Source organism: Marivirga lumbricoides, from assembly GCF_014636295.1.
Classification (GTDB): Bacteria; Bacteroidota; Bacteroidia; order Cytophagales; family Cyclobacteriaceae; genus Marivirga; species Marivirga lumbricoides.
The window spans coordinates 335,426-353,355 of the sequence record NZ_BMEC01000003.1 but is presented as its reverse complement, the minus strand read 5'-3'; the positions used below and the strand labels follow the sequence as shown (position 1 = coordinate 353,355).

The window sequence follows — 17,930 nt, the reverse complement described above, 5'->3', positions numbered from 1 at the left end:
CAGCATGGTGCGATTAAGAGAATTGAAAGAGCTGAATTCACAGCTTAATGAAGAATATTTCAATTCCAGCATGGTGCGATTAAGAGCCCACATCTCCATTGCATTCCTATAGTCATTCCATGATTTCAATTCCAGCATGGTGCGATTAAGAGAATATCTTTTGATGAATCTATCAATTTAGTCAATGAATTTCAATTCCAGCATGGTGCGATTAAGAGTTCGATATTGTTGCTGTGGCCTCTATAAAAACAAAATTTCAATTCCAGCATGGTGCGATTAAGAGTATTATGTTTTAGATTTTATGAATTTTAAAGCTGAATTTCAATTCCAGCATGGTGCGATTAAGAGATGCTTTTAATCTTTCGTGCCAGTTCATTTTTTTATATTTCAATTCCAGCATGGTGCGATTAAGAGATATTTAGGAGAAACCACTTCAGCGTTTTCAGCTTTATTTCAATTCCAGCATGGTGCGATTAAGAGCCGATAAATACAGTGATAAGTTATTTAATCTCACTAATTTCAATTCCAGCATGGTGCGATTAAGAGTATGATCAAGAATAAGGTTTCTCTTTCTTGTTCTTATTTCAATTCCAGCATGGTGCGATTAAGAGTTTACTTTGTTTAAAGGTAACTGAGACTTTAAATATATTTCAATTCCAGCATGGTGCGATTAAGAGAATCATTACCTTCAACATCTCAGATGCAAAAAAGAAATTTCAATTCCAGCATGGTGCGATTAAGAGATAATTGAGTGTCGCTTGACGGCTCATTTGTTTGAGATTTCAATTCCAGCATGGTGCGATTAAGAGAAAGATATTTTGTGATATAGTAAATACTGATAATACATTTCAATTCCAGCATGGTGCGATTAAGAGTTTCCATCGGCTTCGATTGTTACAAATTCCAGTATATTTCAATTCCAGCATGGTGCGATTAAGAGACAAATTCTACTGCATCAACTCAAATGAGTTTCAGTATTTCAATTCCAGCATGGTGCGATTAAGAGTAACAGCAGCGATAATATGCACACCGATTTTTGCGGATTTCAATTCCAGCATGGTGCGATTAAGAGGTTTGATTTCTGTGATGATTACTTAATTAAAGTAAAATTTCAATTCCAGCATGGTGCGATTAAGAGCAGGAATTTGACTCGTTAGATGTTGAAAAATACTAATTTCAATTCCAGCATGGTGCGATTAAGAGTCGTGTATTCTTGATTGATAATAAGAATAAAATCATATTTCAATTCCAGCATGGTGCGATTAAGAGAGCGCGCTAAAATACTTTCTTACCAGCCTGTTGAAAATTTCAATTCCAGCATGGTGCGATTAAGAGAAAATTAACTATTGCTTTTTTCCTATTTGCTCCTTCATTTCAATTCCAGCATGGTGCGATTAAGAGCCGTTAGCTTCAGTTCAAAAATAGGCTTTTTTCCAATAGATCAGATCTTTTTTAATGACTTTTTCTTCCGCAGATCGTCAACCTGCAATAAACGATTTTTACCGGAGGTTCGACAACCTCCTTTTTTGTTAAAAGAATAAGGTTTTTCTAATTGTTACAGCAAATCCGTTCAGATGAGATCAGGATGTTTTTAATCTTTGACGACCTAAATAGCTATAGGAAGGTATCAAGGTCGTTTTTCTCATTTCCAATAATCTCTTTTTCTAACCAGCGCTCTTCCCTGCTTTTAAATATAATAACGCTATCCGTTTCAGGACGCATAAACATTTTAGCCTGGCTTAAGAGTTCCTTCAATTTTACTTCTGTTATTTCGCCCTCAAAAACGGAATTCTGAATCCAGTTCAAATACTGCCGGCATAGTTTTAACATTTTCACTACACGCTTTTCTCCCATATCGTATACTAAAATTACATACATGTTGAATTATTGAATAAATAAATAAATGAATGATTGAATAGCTGAATTAAATCTAACTTCTTGGTTCTATCCTTCAACCCTACTTCTTAATTTTAGCATTTTTTCTTGCACTTGAAAATATTTTCAATAATTCCTCCGGATTCTTTAAATAATTTTTGAAACTTTGACTCATCAATTAAATCAGAATCATGACGCATTTCTAGCCAGAAGGAAGTTTCATCAGCTTCTTCTACCACAATAAACATTTTACTTAAAAACTCCGCACCTGATCTAGCCCTGCATGCCGCGCGGTAATTTGCAGCCTGCGAAGTCGCACTTTTAATAATTTGATAAGAAATAACATCAGAGGATTTTTTCTTGGGTAAATCATCACACATCTTTATCACATCAAGAGCAAAGCATTTTGACCTGGTTTGCATTTTTTTCATAAACTCAAACGCTCCTGAGACTCAACATTTTTCTTCATTATCTGATAATATTTACAATACTTATTTTAGTCAATACTTCCTACCTTCAACCTTACCACCAAATTTTAAAAGGTTTATAAGTTTCAATTCCTAATAAGTGCTTGCTTAATTTGTAACACTCCAACTTGACCAAATGCTTGTAGCTTACACTTTTGTTCAGCGTCCGGTGCTTAATAGTTTCATTCAACCGCTCTTCAAATGCTCTTATAAAAGCTTTCTTTCCCGATTCCTTTAACACTACTTTATTCACATGGAAATCAAAATCTTTCGACTGCACCTCTTTTTTGTTCAACACCCTAAATATAGTCCTATCCACTAAAATAGGTTTAAAAATTTCTGCTAAATCCAAAGCAAGTGAAAAACGTCTGTAACCTGGCTCGTGTAAAAAACTAATAGTAGGGTTGAGCTGTGTATGGTAGATCTGATCCAGACATAAGGTGTAACACATCATATTGCCAAAGGAAATTAAAGCATTGATTTCATTCATGGGAGGTTGCTTGCTTCTTCCCTCCATAGCATGGTCTTTCACTATAGTATTAAAAGCGTCATAATAAACCTGCCTGATGTTTCCTTCTATTCCCATCAACACAGGCACTTCTGTAGTAGAATCAATTAATTGGCTAAAAGCTGTGATTTTTTCCAAATGCAAACTTACATCCCGATCCCTGTTCAGGTAATAACGCAAGTTTTTGCTGATATTAAAAGCAGCTCCTTCAATAAAGCTTTTTGCAATCTTTAATCTTTTATAGGAGTCCAGATAGTGGGAGGTTTGCTGAATTTGCATTTTACCTGCCAACAAATATTCTTTAGGTTGAAAACTTCCGGTATAGTGTTCATAATAGTCGAAGAAATGGACACTTATACTATTTTTACCCAGAAAATTGTACATAGCACTGTTTGTATCCAATGAGCCGAAGCAGTACAAATCAGAGACACCTTCCACAGGAATATATTTTGCGGTACCCTCCTTCCCACTTTCATCTACAGGAACAAATTTTAAGGTGTTGTCCTTTCGGCTCAAGCGGCCCGGGTTAAATAAGTAGTAGGTTTTCTTCATGTTCAGGAGCTAAAAAGCTATTCTAATACTTCACCTGAATAGCAAAAGTCATAATAGCTGCATTTTTTACAAATTTTCAGTTTTACCAGAGGCGGGCAAGTTTCCAGATTAATTAGTTTGCGAATCTCTTCCACCCAAAACTCAACAGTAGCTTTATCTCCCTCCTCCCACCCAATCATCTGCTTCTGACGCATTTTAGGATACTCGATAATAGCAGAAGCATCATCAATCCCATTTTTGTGCAGGATGTACAAATAATATTTTACCTGTGCTATATGTGCTTGCTCTACCTTGTCGGACTTCTTTACTTCATGCACCACTTTGTTTTTGGCATCGTAGAAGTCGATTTTAATCCCATCAATAGCCAATTCTGTGTATTTCACGGCCCTTTCAGCATAGGAAGTTTCTCCTATCAGCTTACCCTCGGCCACGGTTTCTGAAGTATGCTCCATCTGAATGCCATTGGCGTATAGCCAGAGCTTGCGGTGGCAGGTATGGTAATAGGCGATATGGGTTCCGGTTATGAACATTTATCTATTTAAGCCTGGCAATTAAACCCGCAAGGTTTTGGAAACCTTGTGGGTTTTTGGGATTAATCTCTTGCTAATTGATTTTCGTAGTCAAAGGCTAACAGAAGTGCAACAAGAGCTTTTTCTGCTGTTTCCAATGCATCCACTTTTTCACTCTTAGTATGAATATATGCGCCAGCCTGAAGCGTAACAAAAGTATCTACACCATTTATGTTTTCATCAACAATAGGGTCGGCTCTCCTTGAATCTTCTTCAGAAAGCTTAGCTCGGATGCTTCCTGCTATTAAGTTAGCATTATCGCTTATGGAAAGTGCAAGTGTATCCATTAAACTGAAGGTGCGTGATTGGTTAGAAGTAATTCTCCAGTTGATAATCGCTTTAGCTAAGCCAGGAATCCATTTTTCACGCAAAGTCTTAGGTGCTACCAAGCATTTACCAAATACATTTTCTGATTCCACCCATCCTTCTCCTTTTAGTTTTTCTATGGTCTCATCAGACATTTCAGGTTCTAATTGATTGATACTGACATTAAAAAGGCGCCTGAGGTCAATAGCAACATCCATTATAAAAAGCCCGGTTGCTCTACTGTTATTTGGAATCCATTTACGACTTACACTTCTATCCTTTTCTTCAAGTAAAGAAACTACTTCTTCTTCATTTAGCTGATTGCCTTTTTCATCTCTGATTATTACCTTATTATTAGGTCTATCACTTCTATCAAAAGAAGCATTCTCAATATCCAAACCCGCAAGAAGTGGGTGCAAAGCCCTCATTGCTGAAATTGATAAAGGGCTTCTTCTTTTTAAAGTTCTCTCCTTACCACCTTTAGCAGCTTTCATCCATCCGCCAAATAGCTGATCGGCATAAGTTGGATCGCAAGTTGCATATACCTCTCCTTCCTTCAGTTCTTTTTGTTTATTTACGTCAAATAGAAAGGTTGTAGGAGAAGGAACTTGGTTGATTGTTTCACAAAGCGTATCAATCACCGATCTTTTAACTTGCTGACCGCTAGAATATGGAATCCTTCTTCCAAATTGATTATCAAAATAATATTTTTGACCATCTGAAACATTGAAAACTGTGTGCTCTGCTCTTTTTAATGTTCTAATATATACTGTGTTCATAATAATGCTTTTATTGTTTTTTTGATGATATTTTACTTCATATAATATGTTTAGAATAATGCTAAGCTTGTTTTTCTACAAAAGCATAGTCAAATTTGAGTAATGTACAGAAATATCCATATTCTTCATTCGTCATAAGATGCACTTCGTCTTTAAGTTGCTTGATACTAAGCAGCGCTTCACCATCTAAATCTTTAATCATCTTAGTGAGTGCTTCTATAAAGCCCCTTTTGGAAGGAGAGGCAAATAGCTCCTTTTCAATGAGGTTTTTCCGATCTAATTTTGTACCCTCTGCTCTATACTTTTGGAGAATCTTTGCTAAATCCATAGTATAATCTGTGATTTCTTCTTTGTTTTTTGTTAACATAGCTACTAACCAGGTTTTATATGCTTGATAATTGATTGTGTCTTCTTCTTTTTTAAATGACAGATTTTTATCTTCCTTCATATATTTTTTAAGACCTTCAGGCCTTAGTGCTTGCAATCCAATACTGCCCAATTCACAGGCTCTTTTAATATGCATACCAAATAGACTTTCGAAAATATTTTTATCTACTTTTTGCCCGCCGAATAGGTGTTGATAAACCTCCCAAAGTTTTTTCCCTGACTTTAGGTGGAATGGAATGAAACCAATGGTTTTATTAGTTTGTCCAAATCCATATACATAACCCATCATTTCTTTATTTGGAAATTGAAGTGAGAGACTGAAAAATAAACGAGACCAGTTTACAGTATTTACCTCCGCTAAAGATGTTTCCACCTTAAAGATCTTATAATCAGTAAGCGTAGAAAAATCAAAGTCTGCTCTAAAATCTTCCTGGTTCATTGAATATGCCAGCCATTGTCCATTCCAAGTATTAATCTGATTTCCTCTCAATTTTTCTAATACAGGATCATTCAAATACTTACGATAAACCTTCCAACCCTCATAAGTTTGTAAGGTAATGGCAGGATCATCAAAAAGGATGGTAAATCCACCTGCTACTCCTATCCCTAAACTGCTTCCAATCCATGATAGGTATACTTCATTTCCATCGACAGGAATCTTCACTTCACTTACTAAACCGGATGTACTAGCAAATTCTTTGGATTCAGATGCAGGAAACCCTAAAGCAAAGCTTGCATCAGGAATCTCATTCTCTGCCTTCTCAAATAAATTTTCTAGCTTTTCCTTTCTGTCTATTTCTGTCAATAGATGGGGCTTTTGTCCCTTCTTCATTTGAACAAAAGGTGAGTTTGTTACCCATTGGAGATACTTAGGGTGGTTATAAAACAATTCCCAATATTCATCTTCGAAGAATTCTTTTGGAGAAAGTTTCTTTTCATTTTTCTCATTGTATGCATCCAAAAAGGTTCTTCCTATTACTGATGGTATCATAGTATATGATTATTTACGTCAAAATTATGCTCTGAAATCTTTCTTACATCTAATCCTGAATGGTACTCGTAAGCTTTGTCCGGTATAACAAATGGTTTATTTCCTTTTTGGGCTTGATTCAAATTGCATACGGCATAATATCTAATAGGAATTTCTAATTCCAACCTCCTTTCAAAATAGGAATTTTCATATTCCTCTAAATCTCCTTCACAAATACAGGAAACGGAATCAATTTCCAACAATTCAAAAAGTATTGATTTACTTCTGTGCGTTAACTGATTAATAGAAATCTTTCCATCTGCTTTAAAAACTGAGTGATTCTCTATATTCAAAAAATCTATAGTTGGAAATACATAATCAATTTTCGTCTGTAATTCCCTTTCCTTCAATACTTGTTTATCGGGCAAAATTTCGAATGATCTTTTTAAAACCTCTACATCGTAAGGCAGAGCGTCATTTTTATTCTCAGGTGGCGGAATCACATAAATAGGCTTAGTTTTGCCAATTGTAGCTGCTGTTCTTTTCCTGTTTACTCTGCCAAATCGCTGAATAAGTGCATCGATTGGTGCAGTTTCAGTAATCATTAAATCAAAACTAATATCCAGGCTAACTTCAACAATTTGAGTGGATACTACTATACAAGCTTTGGATGATGTATTGAATTCCTCAAGAGAATTCCCTTTATCATCTAACCCCATTAATATTTTTTCCTTTTCATTTCGATCTCCTCGTTTGAATCTACTATGAAGTAGTAAAATGGGGACATCCGGATAATCATTTTTTAAGAATAAATATGCTTCTTGTGCTCGTGCTACTCTATTAAAAACAATTAGTATTTTTTCATTTTTTTCAATAGCCTGATCAATTCGTTCAGTAGCATCATTGAACGATTTAATTTTATGAATTTCATGTCGATCAAATTGATCCATCTCTTTATCAGTTAATTTGACTTCATAAACATCTTTCCCAAGCACTTCCAGAATTTTATTATATAATTCTGTAGGCATAGTAGCTGTTCCGATATGGATTCTGCAATCTAGCTGATTAAGTATTTGAACCAATTTTAATACGATAGCCTGTGAAACACCAGTATAGGTATGAATCTCATCCAGAATAATATCACATCCTTTTAAATCCAACAGCAATGCTTCAAACCCTCTCATTCCAAAGGCAATAGAGGCTAACTGATGCGGTGTTAATATTTTAATAGATGAACCAAAAAGTGATTGCAGTACAGTTTCTTCCTCTGCACCTTTCCTTTTAACTACCATTGAAGCCGAGTGCAAAACGCGGATATCCAAATCAGGATTAGTTGGTTCTAAATCTTTTGCAAGACGCTTAAACATGGCATTGATGGAAGCTTGAAAAGGAAGTGTATAAAAAACCCTTCCTTTCGTTCTTTTAAACAGAAAGTCTGTTTTTCCAGCTCCTGTACACGCAACAACAATAGTGTGTTTTTGGGGAGAATTGGTTTCTTTTAACGACAAAGGATATAGCTTATGCGTTCGGTTGAAGAAAGTCAGTTTGGGAACTTTAAAAGCCTTTTCTAATTTATTTTGTGTTTCATCAATCAAGGCTGATGCATAATGGTCAGCACCCATGAGTAGACCCCTCCATTCTGAATAGCCTCTTTCTTTCGATTTTTTCTGGCAATAATTTACGGCATCTGATAAGTTTTCTCTCGCTTGACCTTCTGAAAAAGGCTTGCAACTGATACCTAATTCATTAAGTAGTTCAAATGCTGCAAGACTCCACTCTTCCCATGTACCTATGTGATAATCTTCATAATCATAGCCATCTTCCAAATCCAGTAGACCTTTATCACCTGCATCATTCTTTATAGATTTATGATGCCCTGCAACCATTTCTATTAATTGAGCTCGATCCTCAACTGGAAATACAGAAAGAAATAATAATGAACTTATTTCATGCCTAAAAATCTTTGAATTTCTGCTTAATGATGTCAACCTTTTTTGAAATTCAGGATGTGCCTTGCCAATATCGTGAAGAATCGCACCTTTGTAAGCTAATTCTTCATCCATTTTCAGATAGGAGGCGAATGCTTTAGCTGCATAAGAAACATGTAGCAAATGTTCTTTTAGTGTAGTCCATTCAGGTCCTGATTTGGCTGCTAATCTATTCATTTCATACAGCATTTACAGGTTGACCAACTACGCGTATCCATCCGTGCATAGGTTCATTACTTATTCTATGGTAACCTACTAAAAAGGATTTCTCATTTTTCTCAAATACAAGCTCAAATCCAGTGTATTTTTCATCACTTGTTTCAAACTCTTCTTTTGTACTCTCTGAAATTAATTCAGGGAATAATATGTCTTCATTTCGGCACAGGCAAACATGTTGTTCAGCAGCACTTATCGCTTCTTCTTTATTTAAAAATGCAAGGTGAAGAATTGGATTTTGTAATACTCCCCTAACCAAAATAGCTTTGGGGCGGTCAAAAAGAAACTCTTTACCTTTTCTGGTAGAATTCCATCCACGGGTTTGAATAACTTCTTGTTGTCCAGATACCTGATCATAAGAAATACGATGCCCTACGATTTTATGGATGCCTGAGACGCTTAGTGTCTCAGGAAACAATTTCTTCTCCATACCCTCAACTATAGAAGGTGTCAAAAATTGCTGACTAAATGTTTCGCTGTCCCTCACTGCCGTCCATGGTTTGATAAAACCAAATGGCCCTGAATATTTAACTACATAATAGTTCATAATATCTTCGTTTAGACCCGCAAGGTTTTGAAAACCTTGCGGGTTTGTTTAAATTCTATTTTAAAGCTCCGAATCCTATTCCCGTAGAATTTCCAATACCAACATTCCAGGCAAAGGCTAATTGTTCCGGACTTCCTTCTATAATAACCGGACACATACTTGCCCTACAATCAATCCCATTAAAAGAGATCTTTTTTGTTTTAGGATTCTGATAGTTAGGATCAAAATATACTTTTACCCCTTCTTGATTAAGACCAGCTTTTTTTAATTTGGTTTTTAATGTAGCAATCATCAAATCTTCACTTTCTTTATCTGAATAGAGGTAGAATTTTATCCTTTCGCCTTCTTTTCTTTTAATAAAAATTGGGCTGTTAAGTAAAAACCTTTGTTTGGTTTCAAATTGTGGTTCTTGACAAATTGTAACTCCATCCACTTTCATCCCAAAATGGATCTTAGGATCATCTTGGATATTTTGGATCAACTTTTTAAGTAACCCCACATCATAAGTGCTAATCGCCCATTCTGCGCCATTTCTAAAATCTAATCCATCCTTAATCCTCTGACCTCCCTGCAACCACGATAATGAATAAAGTGAAACATCATCATGTACTTCATTTCTACCAAGCCATTTATGAAAGGCTCCTGCCAGGTATTTTTGATAATCGAAAGGTACAGTGCTTTTATTAGCTGAAATTTTTAGTATTAATCTCATAATTTTATTCTCCCAACCCGCAAGGTTTTTCCAAGGTTTTTCCAACCTTGCGGGTTTTTAGTTTTTTATTTAATATTTATATTTCTAACTCAAAATCAACAGTGGGCTGGTGCTGATGAAATTTCTCAAATTCTGTTTGCCCTCCAAACCAGTCTAAAGCCGCTTTCCGCTTCAATCGTGTAGCCTTTTTACTTAAAAATGCATGGTAGCTGCTATGTTTCCAACCCTCTAAATCCTTCACAAATCCATGGTGTACGGGGTTGAAGTGGATATAATGAATCAACTGCGTGAAATAACTTTCCTCCTCTACTTTCTTTCTCTTAATGTTATCCAAAAATAAGCTCCCACGCCTGCCGTACTTTTTATTATAGGCTTTAGCATAAGCATTTAAAAAATTACCAAATGTCCGGCTAATAAGACCCGCAAGGTTTTCGAAACCTTGTGGAGCTGCTTCTAACTTCTTTTTATACACTTGCAGCAAATCTTGCTCTTCCTTTATCCTTATAGCGAAATGAAAATGGTTCGGCATTAAGCAATAGGCGAACGTATCTGCAATAGGTGTTATGTACTGATTATACTTCATCAGGAAATAACGAAAATTCTCATCAGATCGAAATATGTTATCAGTACTGTTTCCATGATTATAAACATGGTATAAAATATCCGGTAAAAAAGGTTCTCGCTTATTTCCCATTCGTCTCTATTTTATAATTTAGACCCGCAAGGTTTTAGAAACCTTGCGGGTCGTCTGTAGTATAAATTCTATTTCACCCCAACGCATCCAAACCCCTGGCTTCCCAAATTGCCAAAACCGGCATAGTAGCCTATTTCCTGCAACTCCACCGGGGCTGTTAACTCAAATTCAAAACTATAAGCAATCAGCTTGGAAGCCTGAGCAGTATTTTGCTTGATGGTTATTCCCTTTTTATAAACTTTTCCTGTAGGTTTCAATTTTAAAGCCACTTCATCAGATGAGTAATCCATTGGTGAGCCTGCTAAAGCAAGCGCCTGTGCTTTGGAAACCAGATTGGACAGCAACAGCTTTTCGTAACCTTCATCATTTGGGTGCAGGTAATCCTCTCCCCCATCAGGCCTTTTGCTTCTGATAAATATGGGGGACAAGCAGCGGTAAGTCGTTTTCTCTATAAAAACCGGAGGTGCTAATGCCTCAATATGAGACACTCTATAATCTACTTGCGTTATTTTATCCCCTAAAGTAAATTCCTGATCCATGAAAATACCTTTGATAAACTCTTCAGCAGTCCTATCCACCATACAACTAAATTGAAAAGAAGCTTTATCTCCATAATGCTCCAACCTGCCTGCTTCAGGAATTACTTTTGCTTTATCTAAATCAAGATGGGAGAAGGTAAATAGTCGAAAGGGTTTATTTCCGTTTATGTATCCCTGATCATGTAGAAAGCGCGCAAAATCACTATCAGCCGTATGAATGATTTTATAAATCACTGATGACAGTTCATACTGGTAATTAATAGGCAGAAACCTATCTCTGCTAACTCTCTCTAAATGTATCTTAAACCTCATAATTATTAATAATGATTATCGTGTCCCCAAGGGCCAAAGTACATTTCATTTTTGACAACTTGTGTCGCAAACCTCAGCCACTCATTTTTATTCTAATCTTTATGGTTCTAATATTTGTCTTAATCTGCAGCTAAATATCTCTTTAGGATTCAAAATAGACACTCTGAAATGTAAGCATCTTACTTGTTTGCATCAATTCGATTTTCCTACTCCACCGAATTGGTTTGCCAAATGCAGTTTTTATTTTCCCAAACCAGCAACATTCCGTGCATTCAGGTTGAAAAAAGATTCCATTTTTTTATCCAGGTAGTCAAGTAACCCTTTATTATTAACGTGAAGCACTTCGCCAGGAAGCCCCAAAATAAACCGGCCAATACCTTCATATCCTCTGATAGGACCATAAAAGAAATAACTATCTTCTTCTTTTAATAAATAATCGATAGTGGCCGGATATTCCTCCCTCATTAAATTATAGGCACGTAAGCTCAATTCAAGTTTTATCCAAATGGAAGCTGCTCCGGACATACCAAAAAAGTCTCGTTCCTGCTTTGTATGTTGCGCTTCAAACTTCCATGCCTGTTCCAACACAATCACTCCAGCCATTCTTTCCAACTTGAAAAACTTAGTTTGCCCAGCTTCAACATCAAAGGCCTGAAGGGTGGAAAAATCATTTTCTATAGACAAAGGCTCAACCAATCGGTCCGCTACCCTTCCACTTTCCGCTGAATGGTAGTGCTTAACCACTACTTGCCTTTTTTCCGTTATACCAAATTTTATCTTTTCAATTAGTTGGCTTAGGCGTGCCTTAACTATCAATTCCTTTACTGGCGGCAACTCTGAGCTTTCATAAAGCTTATGCAGGACACTGTCCATTAAAGGATGTTTATTGATGGCTGCAACCTGACGCATTAATGCCAGTTCATCAGTAGTAAATACAGGGTTAATCTTTGCATCCAGGTCTTGATGGACAAAATAATTACCATGGAAATCTTTGTCAATTACAAAACCAGATTCTTCCAACAACGAAAGATAGCGGTAGATGCTTCTTTCACTCAGCTCAAGTATTTTAGCTAATTTCGGAACAGAATATCGTTGCTTTGAGGAGAGCATACTGATAATCTTTAATAAACGAAGCAATTTTGCCTGAGGAGCCATAAGGGTTTGGTTTAAATAACTCATTATAAAAATAAATAATGAATTATTTAAACTATTTCCATAAAATCTCTCGACTAAAGATTAAAAAATTGAGAAATACTAAAGCAAAACCTGCTAGTTACTTTTCCCTCTTCTTAAACCCATAAAAAAGTTGTCCTTTCAAAGTATTAGGAAATTCCTCTACTTTCTCAAAGCCCAGTGGCTCATCTCGGCCATCTGAAGGAATATAATGTGTACCAAACAGGTAGTCCCAAATACTTAAGCTGATGCCATAGTTAACCCCATGCTTTACGGGCAAATGTTTGGCGTGATGCCAGATATGCATCTGAGGATTATTAAACAGGTATTTCAGAGGCCCAAGAGGTACTCTTATATTGGAGTGATTAAAATGACCAATTGATAAGGCGAATAAATGCACTAACAGAAACTCCTGAATGCCAAAGCCAATCATTGCCAGGGGAATATATTCGATTGTTCTGTAAACAATAGTTTCCATCCAGTGAAAACGCAGATGTGCAGCAAAGCCCATCTGCTCAACAGAGTGATGCACCTTATGAAACTCCCATAACCAGGGTACGCGGTGCAAAAGCCGATGTACATTCCAATGAATAAAATCCCGAAGTATAAATAAAGTAAGCAACTGAGCCCAAACCGGCCAGGTTTGTATTTCGAAAGCTACCAGATTTGTAATTCCAAAAATTGCCAGAAAATCGTTAAAAAGCTGTACAAATACATTAGAAAAGGCATAATACCCTACTAATGAGAAAAGAAAGAAGTTGAAAAACATATAAAAAGCATCCAGCCAAAAATCCTTCCTGATGCGAGGTTGATTCTTTCTCCAAGGAAATACCAGTTCCAGTAAATAAAAGAAAACGGATATGGCTATTAGCCAATAAAAATAATTACCCCAATGCGCATTTAACACCTCATTGCCCACATAGCGGGCATAGTCGGTAAATGATTGAATAAATATTTGAAAGTAACGTGTCATTATTTGTTGCAATAACCGCAAATATGGAGGAAAAGTTGGTAACAAAAGTTACTCATTCAATTTCAAATTCTAATATCTTAAAATAGATACAAAAAAAGCACCACTTTGAGGCGGTGCTTCTTTTGCAGCGGGCTTTCAATACAACACTGCTGAAAATTAAGGCCCAAGTTTCAGCAATGCTCAGCTATATATTATATTTGTTTTATTTCAATCTCTTTTTTGTTACCGGTATTATTTCTTCCAATCGGGATAAAAATCTCTAAATTACTTTCATGGTATACGGCTTCTATGTCGTCAGTGTTTGCAAAAATTGGCAAATCTAACTTTCTATAAAAAACTGGCAATATAGCCGGAGTAGATCCTTCATCAAAACCACTTAAAGTGGCATAGATCTGTAGTGAACGTACATCTGAAATTACCTTCAGGTGCTCCGCTGAAATTCCAGGTGCATGAACTGTTATCGCAAATCCATCCTCCTGCTTTCTTACATCCATAGTTACCTGAGATACTCCTCCACTTAAAGTATTTAACTGATCTCCTTGTATCAACAGATTTCGTAATAGTTCTTTATTATTGAGTAAATTCATTGCTTTTATTTCTTATTTGCTGTTTAAACATCAAATAATATTCCAAAAGCTTTGGAGCTTACGTTTAAGCCATATTGACAGATTAAATCAACTAAACTGACATAATAGCGGTGATCTCCCGCTTTAAGCCTTATACTTACGCCAAATTGGTGGAATTCTTATTTTTCCTTCTCTGAAGAGACCCTATTCTCCAGGTGATTGAAAATGTGTTTTCTTTAATTAATAATATTTGTCGAAATAAGGACATTATAAAATAGGTGAATTAGTACCTTTGCACCCTTAATTCAGCAATGGTACGTCCGAAAATATCAGTTATTATCCCTGCATTTAATGAAGAAAATGCTGTAGGTCTTGTAGTAAAGGCTATCCCAAAAGAATGGGTAGATACTATTATAGTAGTAAACAATGCTTCTACTGATGAAACTCGCTATGCAGCCGAAAAAGAAGGAGCTTTGGTAATTGATCAGCCGATAAAAGGATATGGAAATGCCTGCCTCAAAGGTATTGGTTACCTGAAGAAAATGGAGGTAACTCCGGACATTGTAGTTTTTCTTGATGCTGATTTTTCAGACTACCCCGAAGAACTCCCTTTACTGGTAAAGCCTATTATTGAAGATAATGTGGATATGGTAATCGGCTCCAGAGCACTAGGCAACCGGGACAGTGGCTCCATGACATTCCCTCAGGTATTTGGAAACTGGCTTGCCACACGGCTGCTAAAATTATTTTACAATTATCGGTTTACCGACTTAGGTCCTTTTAGGGCAATAAAGTACAGTGCCTTGCTGGATTTACAGATGGCAGACAAAACTTATGGGTGGACCGTAGAAATGCAGGTAAAAGCTGCTAAGCAAAAACTAAAATGCACAGAAGTACCTGTAAACTATAAAAACCGTATTGGAACTTCTAAGGTATCAGGCACCGTTAAGGGAGCAGTTTCAGCAGGATACAAAATTTTGTACACAATATTTAAATATTTATAAATGCTTTGGGAGTGGATTGTCATATGGTTGTATAGCATTAGCCTGCTCTTTATATTTCTTTTTAGCCTGGGCCAACTACATCTTACCTGGCATTATTTAAAAGCCAAAAAACAGTTGAGCACCAATCCGGAACCGCAACATGATAAAGCTGTACAAAATTGGCCAAAGGTATGTGTACAGCTACCCGTTTTCAATGAACGATACGTAGTGAAGGATTTAATCAATAAAGTATGTGAATTAGATTATCCTACCGAAAAATTAATCATTCAGGTATTAGATGACTCCACCGATGACACTACAGAGATCATCCGGAAAAGCATCTCGGAATGGAAAAACAAAGGGTTTTCCATCGAACTGATCAGAAGACAAAATAGAGAAGGTTATAAAGCAGGGGCATTGCAATATGGATTACAATTGACTGATGCTGAATTTATTGCGATTTTCGATGCGGACTTCCTACCCGACCCTCAATTTTTAAGGAAAACTGTGCCACAATTTAAAAATGAAAAAATTGGTGTAGTACAGACACGGTGGGGGCATACGAATAAAAACTACTCATTGCTTACACGGTTGCTGGCGTTCGGGCTGGATGCTCATTTCACCATTGAGCAAGTAGGGAGAAGCCACGCAGGCTCTTTTATTAACTTTAATGGTACAGCAGGTGTTTGGAGGAAAGAAACCATTATTGATGCAGGAGGCTGGTCAGCAGATACGCTAACAGAAGATTTAGACCTCAGCTACAGAGCACAATTAAGAGGCTGGAAATTTCTTTACCGGGAAGATGTAGAGTCTCCCGCTGAATTGCCCATCATAATGCCTGCTATCAAGTCACAGCAATTTCGCTGGAATAAAGGTGGGGCAGAAACTGCACGAAAGAATTTTGGAAAGATATTAAAATCACCAATAGGCTTTTCGCATAAAACACATGCTTTCTTTCACTTGTTCAATAGCTCCATTTTTATTGCTATTTTGGTAACAGCTCTTTTGAGCTTACCTATGCTCTATATTAAAAGCATCAGACCGGAACTTGCTCTTCTGTTTCAGATAGGAAGTGTATTTTTGCTAGGCTTTTTCTCTATCGGCATTTTTTATTGGGTAGCTAATAAGTTTCTTTTGCCAAAAAATCATACTTCTTATTTTTTCAAAACATTTCCGGTTTTTATCACCGTTTCCATGGGCCTCTCCCTGCACAATGCACTAGCTGTAGCTGAAGGCTTATTGGGTATTAAGTCAGCTTTTATCCGAACGCCAAAATTTAATTTATCCGGCAAAGGCCAAAGCTGGAAATCTAACAGATACATTAAATTACAGTTTAGCTGGCTTACATTACTGGAAGGACTTTTGGCTATATACTTTGCTTTTGGAATAGTTTTAGGAATTCAGTTAAAGGATTATGGATTGCTCCTTTTCCACTTTATGCTGATGATAGGTTTTTCAATGGTTTTCTATCATTCGGTAAAACCCAAGGTTAAGTAATTCACATGAGAATTTTGCCTAAAATAGCTTTTCTGTTGCTCGGCACTCTTTTCATCACCATTTCCTACTTTACTAAAAGGAATGAATCCTTATTGCTTTTAAGCCAGTACGGTTTACTATTTGGGTTGTATTTATTGATTTCTAATGCAAAAGAAAATTTTACCATAAATTACATAACAGGCTTTGCCATTGTATTCCGCCTAAGCTTGCTGCTCTTGGTTCCTAATTTATCTGAAGATGTTTTTCGTTTTATTTGGGACGGAAAAATGTGGCTCAATGGATTAGACAGTTACGCCATGCTTCCTTTTGAAGCTGTCAATTTAGGCTATTCCGATTTATCCCAACCGCTATTTAATAAACTAAATTCACCAGAATACTATACTATTTACCCTCCTGTTAATCAATTAATCTTTTATATAGCTGCATTTGCTAACACCACATTAGGTAGTATTATTATCATCAGGCTATTCATTTTACTAGCTGAAGTTGGCACCTTGATTTTACTACCTAAAGTATTAAAACAGTATGATTTAAATCCCAAATATGTGATCTGGTATGCATTAAACCCTCTGGTAGTCCTTGAATTGTCCGGAAACCTGCACTTTGAAGCTTTTGTCATATTTTTTGCAGTGCTGGCAATTTTTTACTTTAACCAGCACAAACTCAAAAAAAGTGCAATAGCTACTGGCTTAGCTATCTCTTTTAAGCTAATCCCGCTTATTCTGTTATGGGGGTACTTAAAAAAAATCAAATTAAATTATTGGGTTCAATATTGTTTGATTTCAATACTCATTGCTTTATTCACTCTTCTACCTCTCTTTTTTTTAGAAGTTTTTAATGGGATATTCACAAGTTCAGCCCTTTATTTTAAGTCTTTTGAATTTAATGCAAGTATCTATTATCTGGTTAGAGAAATAGGATTCTGGCAAAAAGGCTATAATATTATTGCCATAGCTGGTCCATTAATGGGTATCTTAACGGCCTTTAGTATAATACTATATAATCTGCTGGCCAAAGAATCTACCCAACTCTCCGAGCGGTTTTTATGGACCTGGCTTTTCTATTGTTTATTTGCTACCACACTACACCCATGGTATTGCCTTCCATTAGTTGTATTCGGTATTCTCTCAGAATACAAATTTCCTATTGTATGGACATTTCTCATTTTCTTCACTTATATTGGTTATACAAAATCCGGATTTGATGAAAACTTATGGATAACTTTTCTGGAGTACATCTTGTTGTTTGGTTTCATCGTATTTGAAATAATACGAAAAAGAAAAATGGTTCCGCTTTATCATTTAAAATGAAAATATT

The 17,930-nt window shown here is 36.2% G+C and carries 17 protein-coding genes and 1 CRISPR repeat array (1 of these 18 cut by a window edge); of the genes, 3 read left to right on the top strand and 14 right to left on the bottom strand.

What is annotated here, in order from left to right; translation table 11 throughout:
• Nucleotides 1–1,401: direct repeats of the CRISPR family, unit length 30 nt; unit sequence ATTTCAATTCCAGCATGGTGCGATTAAGAG; it reaches 2,581 nt to the left of the window's first position.
• A 213-nt stretch (nt 1,402–1,614) separates the two neighbouring features.
• The 14 genes from cas2 to IEV85_RS06355 form a co-directional block, all read right to left on the bottom strand.
• On the bottom strand, nt 1,615–1,878 hold the full coding sequence (gene cas2, locus IEV85_RS06420; protein WP_188461391.1) for a CRISPR-associated endonuclease Cas2: 264 nt from the start codon (nt 1,876–1,878) through the stop codon (nt 1,615–1,617).
• 92 nt (nt 1,879–1,970) lie between these two features.
• A complete protein-coding gene (locus IEV85_RS06415; protein WP_188461389.1) occupies nt 1,971–2,306 on the bottom strand; it encodes a four helix bundle protein in 336 nt (111 codons plus the stop codon).
• A 91-nt stretch (nt 2,307–2,397) separates the two neighbouring features.
• Entirely contained in the window at nt 2,398–3,402 is a 1,005-nt protein-coding gene (gene cas1b, locus IEV85_RS06410) for a type I-B CRISPR-associated endonuclease Cas1b (protein ID WP_188461387.1), read from the bottom strand.
• 17 nt (nt 3,403–3,419) lie between these two features.
• A complete protein-coding gene (cas4, locus tag IEV85_RS06405) occupies nt 3,420–3,932 on the bottom strand; it encodes a CRISPR-associated protein Cas4 (RefSeq protein WP_188461385.1) in 513 nt (170 codons plus the stop codon).
• A gap of 62 nt (nt 3,933–3,994) precedes the next feature.
• Nucleotides 3,995–5,056: a CRISPR-associated protein Cas7 gene (locus IEV85_RS06400; RefSeq protein WP_188461383.1), complete on the bottom strand. Its 1,062-nt coding sequence runs from the start codon at nt 5,054–5,056 to the stop codon at nt 3,995–3,997.
• Nucleotides 5,057–5,117: 61 nt separating this feature from the next.
• Nucleotides 5,118–6,434: a hypothetical protein gene (locus IEV85_RS06395; RefSeq protein ID WP_188461382.1), complete on the bottom strand. Its 1,317-nt coding sequence runs from the start codon at nt 6,432–6,434 to the stop codon at nt 5,118–5,120.
• A complete protein-coding gene (gene cas3 / locus IEV85_RS06390) occupies nt 6,431–8,578 on the bottom strand; it encodes a CRISPR-associated helicase Cas3' (RefSeq protein WP_188461380.1) in 2,148 nt (715 codons plus the stop codon). The genes IEV85_RS06395 and cas3 overlap by 4 nt, the downstream gene beginning before the upstream one ends.
• A gap of 1 nt (nt 8,579) precedes the next feature.
• A complete protein-coding gene (locus IEV85_RS06385) occupies nt 8,580–9,164 on the bottom strand; it encodes a hypothetical protein (RefSeq protein WP_188461378.1) in 585 nt (194 codons plus the stop codon).
• A gap of 55 nt (nt 9,165–9,219) precedes the next feature.
• Nucleotides 9,220–9,876 (bottom strand): CRISPR-associated endoribonuclease Cas6, encoded by a 657-nt coding sequence (gene cas6, locus IEV85_RS06380; RefSeq protein ID WP_188461376.1) that lies wholly within the window; start codon nt 9,874–9,876, stop codon nt 9,220–9,222.
• Nucleotides 9,877–9,952: 76 nt separating this feature from the next.
• Nucleotides 9,953–10,570, bottom strand: a complete 618-nt coding sequence (locus IEV85_RS06375; RefSeq protein ID WP_188461374.1) for a hypothetical protein — start codon at nt 10,568–10,570, stop codon at nt 9,953–9,955.
• A 68-nt stretch (nt 10,571–10,638) separates the two neighbouring features.
• Complete coding sequence (gene cas6, locus IEV85_RS06370) at nt 10,639–11,421, bottom strand: CRISPR-associated endoribonuclease Cas6 (protein ID WP_188461372.1); 783 nt, start codon at nt 11,419–11,421, stop codon at nt 10,639–10,641.
• A 240-nt stretch (nt 11,422–11,661) separates the two neighbouring features.
• Nucleotides 11,662–12,600: a helix-turn-helix transcriptional regulator gene (locus tag IEV85_RS06365; RefSeq protein ID WP_188461370.1), complete on the bottom strand. Its 939-nt coding sequence runs from the start codon at nt 12,598–12,600 to the stop codon at nt 11,662–11,664.
• A gap of 94 nt (nt 12,601–12,694) precedes the next feature.
• Entirely contained in the window at nt 12,695–13,567 is an 873-nt protein-coding gene (locus IEV85_RS06360) for a sterol desaturase family protein (RefSeq protein ID WP_188461368.1), read from the bottom strand.
• Between the two features lie 191 nt (nt 13,568–13,758).
• The gene (locus IEV85_RS06355) at nt 13,759–14,154 is read right to left on the bottom strand and encodes an Hsp20 family protein (protein WP_188461366.1); all 396 of its coding nucleotides are present in this window, start codon (nt 14,152–14,154) and stop codon (nt 13,759–13,761) included.
• 290 nt (nt 14,155–14,444) lie between these two features.
• Between IEV85_RS06355 and IEV85_RS06350 the strand changes: the two genes are divergently transcribed.
• The 3 genes from IEV85_RS06350 to IEV85_RS06340 are packed head-to-tail and all read left to right on the top strand — an operon-like array spanning nt 14,445 to nt 17,923.
• Nucleotides 14,445–15,137, top strand: coding sequence for a glycosyltransferase family 2 protein (locus tag IEV85_RS06350; RefSeq protein ID WP_188461364.1), 693 nt, complete (start codon nt 14,445–14,447; stop codon nt 15,135–15,137).
• Nucleotides 15,138–16,613 carry a cellulose synthase family protein gene (locus IEV85_RS06345; protein ID WP_188461362.1) on the top strand — a complete coding sequence of 492 codons (1,476 nt, stop codon included), beginning with the start codon at nt 15,138–15,140 and terminating at the stop codon, nt 16,611–16,613.
• Nucleotides 16,614–16,618: 5 nt separating this feature from the next.
• Nucleotides 16,619–17,923: an MptA/MptB family glycosyltransferase gene (locus IEV85_RS06340; protein WP_188461360.1), complete on the top strand. Its 1,305-nt coding sequence runs from the start codon at nt 16,619–16,621 to the stop codon at nt 17,921–17,923.
• The last annotated feature ends 7 nt before the right edge of the window (nt 17,924–17,930 follow it).